At 66.0% G+C, this 17931-nt stretch carries 15 protein-coding genes and 1 tRNA gene; 11 read left to right on the top strand and 5 right to left on the bottom strand.

From position 1 onward, the window contains the following. Positions 1–709: 709 nt before the first annotated feature. From DEI97_RS03510 to DEI97_RS03485, 6 genes are all read left to right on the top strand, one after another. A protein-coding gene (locus DEI97_RS03510) for an IS3 family transposase (RefSeq protein ID WP_111075737.1) occupies positions 710–1872 on the top strand; the annotation gives its coding sequence in 2 pieces (ribosomal slippage) (positions 710–989 and positions 989–1872; 1164 coding nt in all). 264 nt (positions 1873–2136) lie between these two features. After that, positions 2137–4620 carry a DEAD/DEAH box helicase family protein gene (locus DEI97_RS03505; protein WP_111075736.1) on the top strand — a complete coding sequence of 828 codons (2484 nt, stop codon included), beginning with the start codon at positions 2137–2139 and terminating at the stop codon, positions 4618–4620. A 230-nt stretch (positions 4621–4850) separates the two neighbouring features. Then, positions 4851–5501 carry a GNAT family N-acetyltransferase gene (locus DEI97_RS03500; protein WP_017885572.1) on the top strand — a complete coding sequence of 217 codons (651 nt, stop codon included), beginning with the start codon at positions 4851–4853 and terminating at the stop codon, positions 5499–5501. 142 nt (positions 5502–5643) lie between these two features. Then, positions 5644–6501, top strand: coding sequence for an alpha/beta hydrolase (locus tag DEI97_RS03495; RefSeq protein WP_111076500.1), 858 nt, complete (start codon positions 5644–5646; stop codon positions 6499–6501). Then, positions 6494–7069, top strand: coding sequence for an AAA family ATPase (locus tag DEI97_RS03490; protein WP_284158323.1), 576 nt, complete (start codon positions 6494–6496; stop codon positions 7067–7069). Before DEI97_RS03495 ends, DEI97_RS03490 begins: the two co-directional genes overlap by 8 nt. Positions 7070–7299: 230 nt before the next feature. Beyond that, positions 7300–7944, top strand: a complete 645-nt coding sequence (locus tag DEI97_RS03485; RefSeq protein ID WP_284158322.1) for a hypothetical protein — start codon at positions 7300–7302, stop codon at positions 7942–7944. Positions 7945–7952: 8 nt separating this feature from the next. On the opposite strand, the gene DEI97_RS03480 is transcribed toward DEI97_RS03485, so the two are convergent. After that, positions 7953–8438, bottom strand: coding sequence for a GNAT family N-acetyltransferase (locus DEI97_RS03480; protein ID WP_181439382.1), 486 nt, complete (start codon positions 8436–8438; stop codon positions 7953–7955). Positions 8439–8514: 76 nt separating this feature from the next. On the opposite strand from DEI97_RS03480, the gene DEI97_RS03475 reads away from it, so the two are divergent. After that, a complete protein-coding gene (locus DEI97_RS03475; RefSeq protein ID WP_146248262.1) occupies positions 8515–8832 on the top strand; it encodes a hypothetical protein in 318 nt (105 codons plus the stop codon). Between the two features lie 513 nt (positions 8833–9345). Here DEI97_RS03475 and DEI97_RS03470 read toward each other — a convergent pair. Further along, positions 9346–9912, bottom strand: a complete 567-nt coding sequence (locus tag DEI97_RS03470; protein ID WP_146248261.1) for a DUF723 domain-containing protein — start codon at positions 9910–9912, stop codon at positions 9346–9348. Positions 9913–10351: 439 nt separating this feature from the next. Here DEI97_RS03470 and DEI97_RS03465 point away from each other — a divergent pair, with 439 nt between their 5' ends. Continuing rightward, a complete protein-coding gene (locus DEI97_RS03465; RefSeq protein ID WP_146248260.1) occupies positions 10352–11254 on the top strand; it encodes a hypothetical protein in 903 nt (300 codons plus the stop codon). Positions 11255–11259: 5 nt separating this feature from the next. Here DEI97_RS03465 and DEI97_RS03460 read toward each other — a convergent pair whose 3' ends face one another. Next, positions 11260–11829 carry a helicase associated domain-containing protein gene (locus DEI97_RS03460; protein WP_111076456.1) on the bottom strand — a complete coding sequence of 190 codons (570 nt, stop codon included), beginning with the start codon at positions 11827–11829 and terminating at the stop codon, positions 11260–11262. Positions 11830–12202: 373 nt separating this feature from the next. Here DEI97_RS03460 and DEI97_RS03455 point away from each other — a divergent pair, with 373 nt between their 5' ends. Both DEI97_RS03455 and DEI97_RS03450 read left to right on the top strand, forming a co-directional pair. Beyond that, positions 12203–13183 carry a site-specific integrase gene (locus DEI97_RS03455; RefSeq protein ID WP_146248259.1) on the top strand — a complete coding sequence of 327 codons (981 nt, stop codon included), beginning with the start codon at positions 12203–12205 and terminating at the stop codon, positions 13181–13183. Beyond that, a complete protein-coding gene (locus DEI97_RS03450; RefSeq protein ID WP_111076454.1) occupies positions 13180–15003 on the top strand; it encodes a hypothetical protein in 1824 nt (607 codons plus the stop codon). The genes DEI97_RS03455 and DEI97_RS03450 overlap by 4 nt, the downstream gene beginning before the upstream one ends. Before the next feature lie 240 nt (positions 15004–15243). Here the strand turns inward: DEI97_RS03450 and DEI97_RS03445 are convergent. Then, a tRNA-Gln gene (locus tag DEI97_RS03445) sits at positions 15244–15315 on the bottom strand. Between the two features lie 79 nt (positions 15316–15394). On the opposite strand from DEI97_RS03445, the gene DEI97_RS03440 reads away from it, so the two are divergent. After that, positions 15395–15889: a MarR family winged helix-turn-helix transcriptional regulator gene (locus DEI97_RS03440; RefSeq protein WP_111076453.1), complete on the top strand. Its 495-nt coding sequence runs from the start codon at positions 15395–15397 to the stop codon at positions 15887–15889. 50 nt (positions 15890–15939) lie between these two features. On the opposite strand, the gene DEI97_RS03435 is transcribed toward DEI97_RS03440, so the two are convergent. Beyond that, on the bottom strand, positions 15940–17793 hold the full coding sequence (locus DEI97_RS03435) for an ABC-F family ATP-binding cassette domain-containing protein (protein WP_111076452.1): 1854 nt from the start codon (positions 17791–17793) through the stop codon (positions 15940–15942). Positions 17794–17931: the final 138 nt, after the last annotated feature.

Below are 17931 nucleotides of genomic sequence, written 5' to 3'. Positions count from 1 at the left end.
TAGCGCGGCCCCCTGCGCAAGAGCATCTGAGTGTGCTCACAGCAAACGTATCGGACGGCGATCGTCGAGCGCAACTCGGCTCACGCGGGCGGCCGTTCTGCCGTTCCGATGGTGTCGGGCATCGCGACGGGCGGAGCTGGGAACTGCGCAGCGCGACGGCGAGGGCCTGCCCGATGCGGGCATCTCAATCCAGCGAGGTCCACCGCGACGCCGCGCATGGATGTGAGCAACGCGGCTGTTCAGGACGCGATCGCCGCTCTCCCCGTCGACGTTATACAGGGGCCGGCGGCACTCGGGATGCGCGCACCGGTATGCCGCGCCGTACAGGCTGCGGATCGTCGACGCCGTCACGGGTGGGTACTCGGCGGAGGACATGCACCAATTGTGGTGGTAGCGGACACCAACCGCACCGCTTCTTCCCCGTGGTGAGACGCAGAACGCGCACTGTCGGTCGATTCGCGCGAGTTCCGATGATCGAAACTGACAGCCCGAGGTGTCGGGCCCCGGCCACTCGCCACCACCCAAGCATGCAGCCACGGAGATGTCCATGGCAAGGGAAGGGGCACGTCATGGGAATGCTTCCCTGGCCCGCGGAGGCCCTCGTTCGAATCGGTCACCACAATCGCAAGTTGCCTCACATGGGACTGCTGCAGGTTCGGTTGACTCCTGAGAGGTAGGGGCATGGGCTCCTGCTGGAAGGATGTGTGCCGTGGTGAAGGCGTATCCGGACGAGTTCCGCTGCGATGTGATCGCGGTCGCCCGGAAGGGTGAGACGTCGGTGCGGCAGGTCGCGAAGGACTTCGGTGTGTCCGAGTCCTGCCTGGCCCGCTGGTTGCGTCTCGCGGACCGTGATGACGGCGTCCCTGCTGCTGCGTCGCCATCCGTGAAGGCGATTGAGCAGGCCGAGCTGCGGGACGCGCAGAAACGGATCCGGCTGCTCGAGCAGGAAAACGAGATCCTCCGCCGGGCAGCGGCGTACTTCGCCCAGTCGCAACTCCCAAAATGATCTACCCGCTGGTCCTCGAACTCGCCGACGATGGTGTCCCCGTCGCGGTGACCTGCCGGGTGCTGGGTTTCTCGAAGCAGGCCTTCTATCGGTGGCGCGCCGACCCGGTTTCTCAGCGGGACTGGGAGGACGCGCACCTGACCAACGCAGCGATCGATGCGCACCGGGACGATCCGACGTTCGGGTACCGGTTCATCGCCGACGACCTGATTGCGTCCGGTCATACGGTGTCGGAACGGCGAGTGTGGCGGTTGTGTTCGCAGCAGCGGCTCTGGTCACTGCACGCGAAGAAGCGCGGCCTGAATCGCAAGGCTGGGCCGCCGGTGCACGATGACCGTGTCCGCCGTGCGTTCACCGTGCCAGACCTCGACAAGCTCTGGCTGACCGATATCACCGAGCACAACACGGCAGAGGGCAAGCTGTACCTCTGCGCGATCAAGGACGCCTGCTCGCGCTGGATCGTGGGCTATTCGATCAGCGACCGGATGCGGTCCTCGCTCGCCGTCGCGGCCCCGCAAATGGCGGTGCATCGCCGGAACCCGGCAGGAACCGTCGTCCACTCGGACCGGGGCAGCCAGTTCAGGTCGAAGAAGTTCGTCCGCGCGCTGGGTGATGTCGGCCTGCTCGGATCAATGGGGCGAGTCGGTGCGTGCGCCGACAACGCCGCAATGGAATCGTTCTTCGCGCTCCTGCAGAAGAACGTCCTGAACCGGAAAGGTTGGGCGACCAGGGAAGAGCTCCGGCTCGCGATCATCACCTGGATCGAAGCGACCTATCACCGGAAACGACGGCAACGAGGTCTGGGGAAGTTGACCCCGATCGAGTACGAGACGATCATCAACCCACAGGTCGCACTCGCGGCCTAAACGAACGAGTCAACCAATCCTGCAGCAGTCCCGAAGGACCGGCTATCGAGACGATGGTTCGTGCTTCGGGAGCATTGAGTGGGCCCACCGCGCTTAGGCGACCTCGGCAGCTATCGGAGAGCGCAAGCACGGTGGCAGTGCGCAGGTTGACGGCCGCATCGGCGGGGATGAGCGATTCTCGACACTTCGCTAGAGTGTGCATGGGGACGGCCGCCGTGGCCGGAGGCAGGAAGCTGCACACCCCGCGAGCGATGGAGCAGGCCGATGGTGGACTTCGGAGCAATGCTGGCGAGCGGGGCGGATGACGCTCCTATCGAGCCGCGGGAACTGCATAGTCAGTTGACCAAAGCGCCCGGCTACGGGTACCTCCGCGACGTTCAGGGGCAGGTGTTATCGAAGTGGCACGAGCGCCGCGACGATCGCGATATCATCATCAAAGTCAATACCGGCGGTGGCAAGACTATCGATGGCCTCATCATTCTTCAGAGCTACCTGAACGCTAACGCCGGCCCCGCGCTCTTCGTAGCCCCCAGTGACTACCTCGTGACGCAGGTCATCGCAGAGGCAGAGAAAATCGGCATCGCCGTCACAACAAACGTCGACGGCGCGTCCTACCTCAACAGCGAAGCCATAGGCATCATCAACGCACACAAACTCGTCAACGGTCGGACGGTATTTTCAGACCGCCGGCCCACGCGACCCCGCGTCCCCATCGGAGCGGTGGTCATCGACGACGTGCACGCTGCCATCGCCACGACACGAGAAAAGCTGTCGCTGACCGTGCCTCGCAGCAACGCTGCATTCATGCCGCTTCTGGAGCTGTTCGCGGAGGATTTGAAGACGCAGTCCTCGGACTCGTACCTCGACGTGCGCGACGACCGGCGAGGCGCTCCAGTGCGCGTGCCGTTCTGGGCGTGGCGGTCAAAAGTCGAGCAGGTACGAGAGCTCCTCCGCCTACAAACAGGCGAGAAACAGGACCTGTTCTACGACTGGCCGGCAGTTGCCGAAGTCTTGCCCCTGTGCCGTGCCGCCTTCGCAAACCATGAATTGACGATCACGCCGCACTGCCCGCCCATCGACCACGTGACGTCGTTCATGGAAGCGAAGCACCGCGTGTTCCTCACAGCGACGCTCGCCGACGACAGCGTCCTCGTCACCGACTTCGGCGCCGCTCCAGCCAGCGTTCAATCACCGATCACCCCACTGACCGCTGGTGATATCGGAGAGCGAATGATCCTCGCCCCACAAGAGATCAATCCTGCACTCTCCGCGGAGGAGATCCGCTCCCAGATTGTCGATCTCAGCAAAATGGTCAACACCGTAGTCCTCGTGCCCAGCACCCCATGGGCAGAGAAGTGGAAAGCCCACGCAGCAATAGTCGCGACGAAGGACGATATCGAAGATGCCGTGAAGAAGCTCCGCGGCAGGAAGCACATCGGGCTGGTCGTGCTGGTCAATCGGTATGACGGGATCGACCTCCCCGACGATGCTTGTCGCGTGCTGGTACTCGACGGGTTACCCGAGGCGTTCAGCCCCGAAGACCGCATCAGCTCTACCCTCACGCGCTCCAGTTCAGGAATTGACGACCGCCAGGTGCAACGCATCGAGCAGGGCATGGGCCGCGGCGTGCGTAGCAACGAGGACCACTGCGTGGTGTTCCTCCTCGGGCCCCGACTCGCACAACTGACCGTGGACCCACGCACCGTGACGCGTTTCAGTCCTGCGACCCAGCAACAGCTCAAGCTCTCCAGGCAGGTCGCCTCGAACATGGATAACCTCCCGATGAGTGGCATCATCAAAACGGTCAAACAAGCGCTATCACGGGACAAGAGCTGGGTCGAACTCGCACTCAGGACACTACGCAACATCGCACCTGCGCCCGGCCACGTCTCCGATGCTGCGGTGGCAGAGCGCGAGGCCTACGCACTGGCCCAAAACGGCAACCTCGTCGCCGCGCGCGACCGCATCGGCAGCGCCGCCGAGGCGGAACAGGATGAGGCGTCCGCAGGCAGGCTCCTGGAGCTGCAAGCGACCTACGCCGATATGACCAACCCTGAACTTGGCCAGCAGATCCTCACGCAAGCTCGCGCCCTGAATACCAATGTCACCAAGCCCCTGGCCGGACTGACATTCGTCGCTCTAGAGGCTCACTCTCCGCAAGCAGCGACATGCGCGCGCCGTCTCGGGCAGAAGTACTCGACCGCCGCAGGACTTCGCCTCGACGTAGAGTCCATCATCGAGGACCTCGTCTTCGATGAATACCGCACAGACCAGACCGAAGAGGCGTTGCGACGCTGCGGCGAATTCATCGGGCTCGGGTCTCAGCGCCCCGAGCACGATACGAACACCGGTCCTGACAATCTCTGGGCACTTGGTGATAACGAGTTCTGGGTCATCGAAGCGAAAACAGGAGCTAAAAGCGCCGCGATCGCGAAACGCGACATGGGACAGCTCGCGACCTCCATGCTGTGGTTCGGCAAGCGTTACGACCCCGCCGCACGGCCAGTGCCGATCATGGTGCATCGCGCTGTCGCTGCCTACTCGGATGCAACTCCAGTAACAGGGATGCGCATCATCACGGGAAGGGGCTTAGGTGAACTTGCGGCGGCACTGCGCGCTTTCGCGACCGCGCTGGCCGAAGGCGTCTGGACAGACCCGCAAGCGGTCGCCAAGTTGCTCGAAGGGCACGGGCTTTCCGCCAGCAAACTGGTCGACTTCACGACACCACAGCGTGGTGTCAAGAATTGACCGCGCTGTCGCTGCAGGGGCCGTTCACTCTGCCTCAGCCGACCGTCCCACCTCCGGGCGCTTGCCGACGCAGGGATCCTGCACCGTGAGAAGCGCGGGATCTGGGCTGCGCGCGTCCGGTAGCCGATCGATCACCGGGCGCTGCGAGAGGACAGATGCGAGGGTCGCTACTCAGCGGTTGGGCGCGTAACACGCCTCGCTGCGGTGACCGGCACAGGTAGCGTCCCGGTATGGAACTGGAGAAGCTGTGGCCGTTGTTCGGACTCGAACTCCGAACCCCACGGCTGGTGTTGCGTCCGGTGCGGGACCAGGACCTCCCTGCCCTGGCGCAGGCTGCTCTTGATGGCATCCACAACTCGGACCGCATGCCGTTTGGCTTCCCATGGACCGATGCGTCTCCGGAGGAGCTGCCGCGGAACCTCGCGACGTATCAGTGGAGCCTCCGCCAGGTCTCGCCGCAGAACTGGACGATCCAATTCGCCGTCATCCTTGACGACGAGGTGATCGGGGCGCAGGACCTCGCCGCGTTCAACTTCGCGGACCGCCGGACTGTGAACTCCGGTTCCTGGCTGACCCGACGCGCCCAAGGCAAGGGCGTCGGCACCGAGATGCGCGCGGCCCTGCTGCTGTTCGCCTTCGACACTCTGGGTGCCGAATGGGCAGAGTCAAGTGCTGCGGCCTGGAACACCCCGTCGCTGACCGTTTCGTACAAGCTCGGCTACGAGCCGAACGGGGTCACGCAGGTATCGCCTCGGGCCGGGCAGCCGGTCGACGAACAGCGCGTGCGACTCTCCCGCGGTGCCTTCAAGCGCCCGAAGTGGAACCTGCAGACCATCGGCGATCAACCCGTTCTCGCACAGCTCGGGATCACTGCGTCGTAGGACGACCGCGCCGCGGAGCGGCGGTCGGAGCGAGCTCGCTGGCGGAGCCATGACCGTCCGGTAGCCGATATTGCCCGGACGCTACCGGGACGGAGCATGACGGCGGCTGTCTGCTCGTGAGGTTCGTCGTTAGAGTCGATTCGTGTCTCCGACAGTGCCGTTCGCCGCTCTCCCGATCGAGCAGCAGGACATCTCGTACGAGTACGGACCCGACTCAGCGGTCCGGCCGGACGTACCCTCCGGCACGATCGAGGAACTCCACCTCGACTCGAGCGAACGGTACCCGGGGACGTCTCGAAAGGTCTGGGTTCATCGCCCCGCAGGACATCTCGCTGATGCCGAGTGCGCGGTCATGGTGTTCAACGACGGCTGGTGGTACCTCGATCCAGCCGGCGCGGTGCGGGCTGGGACCGTGCTGGACAACCTCGCTGCCGACGGTGTCCTTCCGCCGATGGTCGGCGTGTTCGTCGACCCCGGCGTGATGGACGTCGACGGCGTACCGACGAAGCACCGGAACGCCGAGTACGACGCGTTCGATGACACCTACGCGAGCTTCCTGATGGAGGAGGTCCTACCAGAGGTCGAGTCCCGCTACGGCGTTTTGGCTGATCCGATGAACCGTGGCATCTGCGGCGGCAGCAGTGGTGGCAACGCCGCCCTGACAGCAGCATGGACTCGGCCCGACGGGTTCGGGAGGGTCATCGCGTTCAACCCGAGCTTCGCGCAGATGCCGGGCGGGAACCCGTACCCGACGCTCCTCGCGACCGAACCGCGCCGACCCACACGTGTGTTCCTGCATGCTGCGCACCGGGATCTGCACTGGAACGAGCGAGCGGCGAACTGGTTCGCCGAGAGCCTCGACACCGCGTCCGCACTCGCGAGAGCGGGCTACGACTTCCGGCTCGTCGTCGGCGACGGGTCGCACTCCCCGAACCACGGCGGGGTGCTGCTGCCCGATGCGCTGCGCTGGCTCTGGGCGGCGGGTCGCACCGATGCGTGAAGGCGGACTCGACTCGTCAGCCGACGAGGTGGCCTGGATCGTGACAGGGATGCCGGGTGCCGGCAAGTCGACGGTGAGCCGTCTCGTTGCCGCGGCGCTCCCTCGTGCCGTGCGGATCGGTGCCGATGACCTCAACGCGATGATCGTCTCCGGCGCGGTCTGGCCACTCGGCCACCCCGCCGACGAAGCAGAACGACAGGTTGAGCTCTGCTACCGCAATCTCGGGGCACTGGCGCACAACTTCACGGCGAGCGGTTTCACGACGATCGTCGATTGCGTTCTTCCCGACGGAGATCATCTCGATCGCCTCCTCCGGCAGCTCCCTCAGCAGCGCGCACGGTTGGTCGTCCTCGCCCCTGGCGAAGCAGCCTGCCGCGACCGCAACGCCGCACGCAGCGAGGATGAGCAGTTCGACTTCGATGGCTACCGCGAGCTCGACGCCACCATGCGAGTAGGCTTCGGTGATCAAGGTCAGTGGATCGACAGCGCCGACCTCACTGGTGAACAGACGATGCGGACGATCCTCGAACAGGTCGCCATCGTCAGCTCCGACAGCAGCGTCCGGTAGCCGATCGGCTATCGGACACCGAATCGGACCCAGGAGTCGGCGGGTAGCTCCGGCTGGCCTGGGACGGCGTGGTGCTTGAACGTGCACGTCGGGTCGATTTCGGTCGCGACCGTGCGCCAGAACTTCGCTGCTACTTCGTTGCGGTCCTGGTAGGCCACCGCCCATCTCCCCGGGTGCGCCGCGGTCAGTTCCGTCACGGCGGCACGTCCGATGCGAGAGCGTCGTGCTCCGTGCGCGATGAAGAAGCTACTGATGATGTGTTCCTCTTCGTCGAGTCCGCGGAGGACCGCGAGTCCGACCGGGTGCGGTCCAAGGTGGAATACGTGTGCCGACCAGCCCGGCTCCGCAAGGCCGGCGTCGAGTCGTTCTTGGCGGAAGCGGCCGCGCTCATCGGGGAGCGTGCCGGTGAACGCGGACATTTCGTGCCGGAACATGGTCCAGAGCTGTTCGAGCTGAGGGCGGTGTCGTTCGTCGGCGGTGGTGATGGTCAGGGGCGTTGGGGTGCTCATACAAGAAAACCTCCGCCGTGGTCGGCGGAGGTTTCGTCGCTGACAGTATATCGCCCCGTCCGGCACCCGATCGGCCACCGGACGGACATCGGGCATGCGATGAGGCAGGCTCGGACCGTGCACATCCCGTGGCAGGCGCTCTTGATTCCGCTGTTCGCGATCTTCGTCGGGGTGGTCATGTTCTTGACCGCAGAGGAAGGCGCCCGACAGTCCCGCGCGGTCGGTAGCGGCCTCTTCGGTCGCGCGTGGGCTGAGCGGGCCTACACGAAGCGCCGCATGCGGATCCAGGGCATCATCTTCGCCGTCCTCGGACTGATCGCTGCCGTGGTCATCGTGACCATCAACGTGGTCGATGCTTTCCGCTGAACGATCGGTTACCGGACGCGCTGGTCCAGCGCCTTGGCGTACCAGCGGTCGGAGTATGGCTCGTCATTGAAGGCGTCGACCCGCTCGAAGCCAAACCGCTCGTAGAGCGCGCACGCTTCCTTCAACTCTGCGCGCGTGTCGAGCCGGATCGTGCCGATCGCTCGTGCGCCACAGACTCGTTCGATCTCTCGGAGCAGCCGTGACCCGACGCCGCGGCCGCGGTGGTTGGGCAGCGTGAAGAATTTCGTGAGTTCCGCGTAGTCGCCGGTGAATCGCACGCCGGCGCAGCCAATGCCGTGGCCTGCGTCGAGCGCGACGAGCAGGGCACCGGAGAGGCCCAGTAGATCGTCGTAGGACTCGTCGATGAGCGCTTCGTCCACCTCTTCCGTCGTGGCCGGTCGCCCGTACCAGCGTGACGCGACGTCAAGGATGTAGGCACGGATGATCCGGTTGGCCACGGGGTCACTTGGGTCGACGGTTTCGATCGTGAACACAAATGGAGCGTAGAGGGCGGCTCCGGTAGAAGATCGCTGTCCGGGCGCGCATCGGGATTGGTGAGATCCTTCCGTTATGCAGGCGAACATCCGGCTGGTGACCGTTCAAGGCGAGCAGCTGGGCCGCGATGCGGACCTCGATCATGTGCAACAGTTCGAGGTTGAGACGGACGCTGGCCACAGGTACGTCGTCGTGTGTCAGGGCCCTCCTGTTGGTTCACCGTCGGACTGGGATGTGTCCAGCGCAAAGGACGGCCGCCTAGTGGGTCACGTGCGTCTGCTCGGGCCGGGCATGCCGGGCGCTACGACCTACCGATTCAAGAAGGCCGGAGCTCTCTTCGCTGGCGGGAAGCAGATGGACCTCTGGAACGCAGTGCAGTCGCTCCTGGAGTGACAGCGCCCGGTAGCCGATCGGCTAGTGAGACGGTCCGCCGCCTGTCGTGCGACTGCTTAGAACGCCCTCGACGATCCAGCACACCAGGCCGATCACGATCAGCGCACTACTGATCCAGATCGGGGCGGGGCGGCCACACTCCCGTGGGCTTCTAGGCAGATCAGCGGCTGCCATTTCCGCCGCCGGCCGACAGCACTCGCCGAGTCGCGGAAGCCTTGGCGGCAGACAAACAAGGAGCGGAACAGACAGTTTGAGGCACTTCGAGACACTTTCGCTCCCCTCTTCACAACAACAACAACCCTGCTTGCTGCCGCAAGCCGACGAACCGCGAGAACATCCCGTGGAACGCCATCGCGATGGTGTGGGTTGGGCCGACAGATCGCTCTGCCCGCAGCCGATTCGGGTAGCCGCTCCCCCGCTGGCGGCTGGTTGCAAGCCTCGCCGTCGCTCACGACGAGCCCGGTGCTGACACGTTGAGGCGAACGAGTAGTGGGGCTGCGGTCGACGGCGCAGCTAGCGGGTCTCCGCGCTGCGCGGGGTCCGCTTCCGTCCGGTGGTCGTCCCTGCCGGGCGGTTCCGCCACTGGCCTTCCTCTGACTTCTTCTTTGACCGCGGTGCCGAGCGGTGAGATGTGAGGGCGCAGTTGGGGCAGCCGGTCGCGTATTTGGAGGTGTGGTTGTCTGGGCGGACTGAGAATGCTCCGTGTTCGCTACAGTTCACGGTCACGTCGGTTCGCGCGTCCAAGTACACGACATCGGTGTAGTCGTACCGGTCGTCGTGCGTGGCCAGAGCCTTCGCAACGAATCGCTCGCGACGAATCTCCGCCTGAGCGTTGAACCCTTTGCAGTCTCGGCAACCCTGGCCACGCTGTGGGCCCCAGGGCGTTTCGCGGACTCGGCGGTGCTCGCGCGGGGTCTGCTCGAAGGGCCCATGGTCGGGGCAGATGATGGTGACCTTGGTGTCGCCGTTGACGTAGCCGAGCGGAACGTGCGCGTAGTCGTATCGGCCGTCGTGCAGCTTCGTCGCGAAGTCGATGAACTCGGCGGCTCGTTCTTCACGGGTAGCGGTGCGGTAGTCCAAGGGGTCCTCCAGGAGTCGTTGTCCTGGAGCTATGCCGGCACGCCCGAACCAGCTGGGGAAGTTGGCTAGGAGCGGTCCTTGAGGGCCGTGTCGGTCTACTTCTCGGCGTTCCTCACGTCAGGGTCCGGCCGTCGGGCATAGCCGTGGCATGCCTTCGCTCCCTGCCGCCGTTCGAGCGGCGCTCCGCTCACCTCGTTCTACCGAGCACCGCGTCGTGCCGCACCAGGAGACCGTCACGTCTGCGGCTGCCCTGGGGCGGCCGATGGGCGCCGCCTTCGGTCGTCCGTTCCCACGTCGAGGTCTCGTCGAGCACTGCTCGCACGTCCAATGTTGGGAACCCGAGCCGCTCATCCTCGGGGACTCAACGCTCGGGGCCCGAAGCTCGAACGTAGACAAGGGGACGCTTGTCCCGCAGCTTCGCCCAGAACCCCTCCACGCGATGCGGAAGTACCGGAACCAGTCGGTTCCCGCCGACCGGTGGGCCGACATCGAGCCGTTCGTACTGGACGCTGTCGCGCTCGTCGCACCCGCGTGTGCTTACCTTGCTGAGCGGCTGATGGTCGCGGTAACGCCGTACGTTGACTGGGTCGTTCACGTCAACGGGATGCAGAAGGTCGCGAACGTGTTCCACCCGGTGCTAATCCGCCGGTACATCTCCCGCGACGACCTAAACCTCAAGGACAAGACGCTCCGCGACTACCGCTCCTTCCTGCTCCGGATCTCGGAGGTCGTCCTCCCCGAAGAGGGTCCGATCGAGTTTGCACCGTTGAACGGGCAGTCTGTCACTGCCCCGTACACCGACCTCGAAATGAACCTGCTCGAGACCTGGGCACTTGGGCAGTCGACGGCACTGCGACGTCGAGGTGCTGGCGCAGTCCTCGCCCTGGGAGCAGGTGCTGGGCTTGACCCGTGGGAGATGCAGCAACTGCGGCGGAGCGACGTGCGCGTTGACCGTGACGGAGCGCTCGTCGACGTCCAGGGCGGAAGGCCGAGGTCGGTACCTGTGCTCGAACGATGGGAACAGCTCCTCATCGACTCCCTCGCGGACGTGCCGGACGACGCATGGGTGCTTGGCGGGGAGGACAGAAAGGCGACCTACAACTTCGTCACGCCGTTCATCAACCACACCGACTTCGGCAACGAGCCGAAGCCAGTCCCCACGCGAATGCGCGCTACGTGGATCACTACGCACCTCGCTGGCGGCACGCACGTCGGGGAGCTCATGGCTGCCGGCGGACTGCGCAAGCCGGAGCACTTGGTCACGTCTCTGCGGCACATTCCGACGATGGACGCTTCCGAGCATCGTCGACGGATCCTCGCTGAGGCTCGCGAAGTTCGGTAACGCCGTCAGAGGACCCGGAACCGTGCTGCCCGGAGCTGCTGTTCGCGTTCGGGCAGCAGGCGGCCGCGGGCGTGCTGGGCGCGTTGCTGGGCGACCCACCGTCCGATCGTCACCTCGGCAAGGTCGGTCGCGCGACGACGCGGCGGTCGCTGATGACTAATCCAGAACTGCTGGTGCGCGGCGAGCATCGCGGACCACTGAGCGTCCCGGGGGTTCCATGCGAAGCCCGGCACCGCTTCAAGTCGTCGAACCTGGTACGAGCAGTAGCCGCCCGCAGCGCCGACCTGCCGGAAGTACGTAAGGGTGTCAACGAGGGTCTGTTCGGCGGTCGCAGGGCGGGGACGGGTCGAGTCGGCGCGGGGCATCCGTCCGTGCTTGTAGACGAAGTCGTCGAGGTCGTGCACTCGGTCGGTCCAGCGTCGTACGAAGGATTCAACCTCGACGGAGTCATCGGTGTCGGCGAGGTAGAACGCGACGCCGCGCCGTTGGTCGAGGGTGAGCGTCAGGGCTGGCTGCGTTGCGTGGTCGGAGTACTCGGCGTGGAGCGCTGCGAGCGCCGTGGTCGGGGTGGGCATGTGGTCCTCTCCGAGGCCGGCGGTCGGCCTCGGAGGGGGTATGCGCGGAACGGGCGTGATCTTGGAGGACGCGCGGGTCGCGGACGAGCGGGGTCCGCAAACAGGACCAATCCGGACGCGAAGATCACTACGTTTTCTGAGTCCCCGAAGCAGAGAGCCGCCCGGATCGCATGCACATCGCGAGCGTCACGCGTACGACGCCGACGTCACCGTCGTATGCGCGGGCAAGCGGCGACACGCCCGGCAGGGCGCGTCCGTTCGCATCGGCGGCGGCCCCCGCCGATCCGCGCAGGTATGCGGATCGATCAGCAGCGAGATCAGAATCTGGGACGCGTTCCCACAGCTCATCTCTCTTCGCCTGCATAGGCCGGGCATGCCTAGCCAGATCCTCCGGTCACCGCGTCAGTACGTCGCCGCGATGCTGCGCGCCATCCTGTCGTTCCTCACTCGAGGAGGAACACCAGTGAAGTACGTTCCAAACTTCGCGGAGGACCGTTGGAGCGTTGTCCGCGACTTCGTCGTCGGCGCAGTCGCCGAGGCGGCAGCGTCCATCGCTCAGCCAGCCGACAGGCTCATCGTTGTCGCGGCACCGTTCGTCGACTGGGTCATCAACGTCAGCGGATACCCGGCGAAGACCGCCGTCGTCTTCCACCCCGTCATCATCCGGCGCTACATCACCCGGACCGACGTCACCTGGTCGGACACCACGCGTCGCACGTACCGGTCCGCTCTGATGCGCATGTCCGAGGTCCTCGTCGGCGAGGTGCCGCTGGAGTTCGCGCCGACGGCTCCGCAGAACACCGCAGCACCGTACGACGACCTCGACCTGCACCTCCTTGAGAGCTGGGCGACGGGCCAGTCGACCGCGGCACGACGGCGCAGCGCCGGCGTCGTCCTCGCGCTCTGCGCTGGAGCGGGGCTCAAAGCGAACGAGCTCCTCCAGGTCCGCCGCCGCGACATCGTCGCTGACGCCGAGGGTGTCCTCGTCACCGTCTCGGCGGGAGCCCGGACCGTTCCGCTCCTGGCCCGATTTGAGACGCTCCTGCTCAACTCCATTGCCGAGGTCGAGCCGGAGCACTGGGTATTCGGGTCGCCGAAGCGGGTCAAGCACGGCATCAGTACGCTCACCACGTTCCTCTACGACACCGACCGCGGCAACGAACCAGGTCCCGTCACCACCCGCATGCGGAACACCTGGCTCATCACCCACCTCATCGCCCGCACCGACATGCGCGCTCTCATGACCGCCGCCGGCGTCACGAAGTTCGAACACCTCGACCAACTCGTCGCCCATGTCCCGGCACTGGACACCGACTCCTACCGCAGCCAGCTCCGCGCGGAGGTGGCACGATGACCGCGCCGCTTCCCAAGCACCACGACTACGAAGATGCTGAGCGATTCATGCTCGAAGCCTTCGGTGTGCCTATGGGGAAGTACATGCGCGTCGGCGAAGTGGTTCCACTCGAACTCGCTGTCCACGAGGCGGTCCTCCTGTTCAGCCGCGCACCGATTGAAGAACGAGTGATGGAGTGGCGGCGTGAGGAACGTCGCTCGAATCGAGGACGACGCGCACTCTTCTCAGAAGCAAGCCTTCTGAAGTTGATGTTCGTGACGATGCGAGCTCGACGAAGCGTCAGCATCAAGAAGATGACCGAAGTCGCGATGTCCTTGACCGTTCGGCAACGCGAAGCCGTTGGCATCCTTCATTTCTCTCCGCACCAGGCTACGCAGTACCGCCGCCTCTGGGAGGCGATCCAGCGCCTGCGAACCCTCACTGACCGACACCCCGGCAAGCGGGGCGAGCGAATGCTGAAGAAGGAATACGACCTCCTCGTCGCCAGTCGAGAGCGTAAGCAGATGGCCAAACGGCACGCGCGAATGCTCGAGCTCACGAACCTCCTCATTGACGGCTCGGTCAACTTCCTGCCGAGGGACGTCCGCCGACGGTTCAAGGGCGCTGTCGCCATCGACGCCACCTTTGCGGAGGTCTCCGGCAGCCAGAAGGGCGACAAGACAATCGGCCCGAACGATACGGTTTCGGTAAACTTCGACTGCGGGTGGTACACGCGCGATGGCGATCACGACGGGTCCGGAGTCAAGAAGAGCAAGCGCAAGTTCGGCTGGGAGGTCGAGTTCGCGGTCATGACTCGCGACCCTGCTGAAAGCGACTTCACATACCCGCTCCTGTTCCTCGCGACCAGCGGGCACAAGCCGGGCAAGACTCGCGGACACGGGCTGCATCTCTACAACTCGATGCGCTCGCGCGGAATCGACGTCAAGACACTCATCGGCGACCGCGCGTACTTCCCCGGCGCCCGAGTTCAGGACCTCCAAGGGCCGCTCGCGAAAGCTGGCGTCAAGGTCGTTATGGACTACAAGACGACCGAACTCGGCATCCAGGCGTCCTACAACAGCAAAGACGGCCGTCACAAGCTCATCATGGTGGGCGGCAACTGGTATATGGCATGCATGCCCTCAACCCTCGTCTTCCTCGAACAAACTCACCAGGCACGACTTGCCGCCATTGAAGAGTTACCGGAAGAAGCGCAAAGCGCCGCTCGCGCTGAGGCCGAGGCACTCGCGACGAAGCGTCGAAACTCGCGCAGCAAGTACCATCTGAAGCCGCGCAGCAACTTCGACCAGACGGGCGCCCGGCAGTACACCTATCCCACGTTCAAGAGCGATGAGGTCGAGTTCGATCCCGAATCCGGCGAAGTCGTGGAACTCAAAGTGCCTGGGAAGACCGTCAAGGTCCCGGGCAACCTCAGCAATCGCCCGGGTGTGTTGAATCAGCGCCACCTGAAGTACCACCAGGAGTTCGAGTACGGTTCCGACGAGCAGCGTGCCTGGTTCGGCCAGCGCAACAATGTCGAGAACGGCAACTCGCGCCTCAAAGACGCCGATCGCGAAGCCCTCGGAGTGGCTATGAAGCGTCGCGTCCGCGGACCCTGGTTTGTCGAGCTCGCTGCCGCATTCGCAGCTGCAAGCGCAAACCTCGCTCGCATCATCGAGTGGCTGAAGGAGCGACTGAGCCTCGCGCCCATCAACCGCATGAACAACACCAGCCCCGCCCTGTTCGAGGCCGGCCTGAGCACCCTGACCCTCGACGAGCACGACTCTCGAAACGGCTTCAACGCAATCGCGCAGCTACCAGAGTTCCAACTACTGGACTGACGAGCCCGCGCCTCCAAACTTCATAGACCCTGAACTCCCCCTCGCCACGTCCGGCAGGGGGTATTCGTCGTTCCTCGAAGCGAACGCAGACCAAGGCACGCGTCGCGGTCCGCTCCCCAGCGGTCGTCGGGACAGGACGAGCGACCCTGGGAGCGGAGCTGAGCGCGGTTTTCCACCTCGGCCTGCTGTCACGCCCGAATATTCCGACTGAGATCGCCGAAAACTCCGAACACCCCGGAGCTCCGCCTCCAGGATTCGAACCCGGACCTAACGGCACCAAAGGCCGTCGTGCTGCCATTACACCAAGGCGGAACGCCCCCGGAGGAGCCCGACCATCCTCCCATGTGCCCGACACTGGTCGTGCGCCGCCGATCCACGCCATGATGGACGGATGCCGCCAGAGGACGAGGTCGACCGGATCGTCGCGGCGTGGGGCCGGGAGCGTCCGGACCTGGACTTCGCGCCGCTCGACGTGCTGTCCCGGGTGGACCGGCTCGCCCGGCACCTGGACCGGGCCCGGCGGCAGGCGTTCGACGCGGGCGGCATGGAGCCGTGGGAGTTCGACGTCCTGTCGGCACTGCGGCGCGCGGGTGACCCGTACGAGCTGAGCCCCAAGGCCCTGCTGCAGCAGACCCTGGTGACCAGCGGCACGATGACGAACCGGGTGGACCGGCTGGCCGCACGCGGGCTGGTCGCACGCCGGACCGATCCCCGCGACGGCCGCGGCATCCTCGTGTCGTTGACGACCGTGGGGCGTCAGGCGGTGGACGCCGCGATCGCCGACCTGCTCCGGGCGGAGCGGGACATCCTGGCCGGGGTGTCCGACGCCGACCAGGGCCAGCTGGCGGGACTGCTGCGCCGGCTCATCCTGGGGCTCGGCGACTAGCGCCAGCCTCCGGCAGGAGCACGTCCACCAAACCCGCAGACCGGACCCCGCTACACCCCGAGCTGCTCCGCGACCTCGAGCCACCGCTCCTCGAGCTGTTCGACCTCGGCGTCCAGCGCGGTCAGCTCCGCCTGCAGCTTGCCGAGCCCCTCGTAGTCCGACTGGTCGTGCGCGCCGAACGCCTCGAGCCGCTTCTTCCGGTCCAGGGCGAGCTTGCTGATGCGGCGGTCGAGCGCCGACATCTCCTTCTCCACCACGCGACGCTCCGCGCCGGAGAGCGTCGGCGCAGCCGCCGTCCCTGCCGGACGCAGCCCCGAGGCGGCGGCGACGGCGGACGACCCGGCCGTGTCGGGCCTCCCGGCCGATGCCGCGGCAGCAGCCGAAGCCGTCCCGCCACCGGTGCCCGCGGCCCGGAGCTTCATGTACTCGTCGACGCCACCGGGCAGGTGACGGAGGTGCCCACCGAGGACCGCGTACTGCTGGTCGGTGACACGCTCCAGCAGGTACCGGTCGTGGCTGACCACCAGGAGGGTGCCCGGCCAGGTGTCGAGGAGGTCCTCCATCGCGGCGAGCATGTCCGTGTCGAGGTCGTTCGTGGGCTCGTCGAGGATCAGCACGTTCGGCTCGTCGAGCAGGATCAGCATGAGCTGGAGGCGACGCTTCTGCCCGCCGGACAGGTCCTTCACCGGGGTGGAGAGCTGCTCCGACGTGAACCCGAGGCGCTCGAGCAGCTGCGACGGCGTCATCTCCTTGCCGTCGGCGACGTAGCTCGTCTTCTTGCGTGCCACGACCTCGCGCACGCGGTCCTCGGCGAACTGGGCGAGGTCGGCGAGCTGCTGGTCGAGGACCGCGATCTGCACCGTCTTGCCGGTCTTCACCCGGCCGGTCGTCGGCTGGAGCTTGCCGGAGACCAGGTTGAGCAACGTCGACTTGCCGGCACCGTTCGGGCCCAGGATGCCGGTCCGCTCACCCGGGGCGATCCGCCACTCGATGTCCTCGATGATCATCGTGCCGTCGAAGGACACGCCCGCGTCGAGGAGGTCCACGACGTCCTTGCCGAGGCGCGCCGTCGCCATCTGCGACAGCGCGACGGTGTCACGGATCGGCGGCACGTCGTCGATCAGGGCGTTCGCCGCGTCGATGCGGAACTTCGGCTTGCTCGTCCGTGCGGGGGCGCCGCGGCGGAGCCAGGCGAGCTCCTTGCGGGCCAGGTTCTGGCGGCGCTGCTCGCTCGACGCCGCCTGCCGGTCACGCTCGACGCGCTGCAGGATGTACGCCGCGTAGCCGCCCTCGAAGGGTTCGACCACGCCGTCGTGCACCTCCCACGTGTCGGTCGACACCGCGTCGAGGAACCACCGGTCGTGGGTCACGACCACCATGCCGCCCTGGTTCGCGGACCAGCGGCGGTTGATGTGCTCGGCCAGCCACTGGATGCCCTCGACGTCCAGGTGGTTGGTCGGCTCGTCGAGGAACAGCACGTCCCAGTCGCCGACCAGGAGGCGCGCCAACGCCACCCGACGTCGCTGCCCGCCCGACAGTTCGTCGACCGTGACGTCCCACGGGATGTCGGAGACGAGGCCCCCGATGACGTCGCGGATCTTCGCGTCGCCCGCCCACTCGTGCTCGGCGAGGTCACCGACGACGACCTGCCCGACGGTCATGCCCTCGGGCAGGATGTCGCGCTGGTCGAGGTAGCCGATCGTCACCCCGCGTCGGTGCGTGACGCGGCCGTCGTCCGGTTCGAGGCGCTGTGCGAGGAGCGCGAGCAGCGTCGACTTGCCGTCGCCGTTGCGGCCGACGACGCCGATCCGGTCGCCCTCGTCGAGGCCGATGGTCACGCTGTCGAAGACGACACGGGTGGGGAACTCGAGATGCACGTTCTCGGCGCCGAGGAGATGAGCCACCTGACCAGGGTAGGCGGGTCGCGCGGGTGCGGGGTGCCAGGGGGTGCGGGCGGGTCGCGGGGGTGCAGGGTGCCAGGGGGCGGGGGCGGAGCGCGTGGGGGCGGCGCTGAGCGCGGCGGGCGGCGGGCAGGCGGGCCG

This window comes from Curtobacterium sp. MCLR17_032, assembly GCF_003234795.2.
GTDB lineage: Bacteria > Actinomycetota > Actinomycetes > Actinomycetales > Microbacteriaceae > Curtobacterium.
The sequence above is the reverse complement of the archived record's forward strand: the minus strand, read 5'-3'. Positions and strand labels throughout refer to the sequence as shown.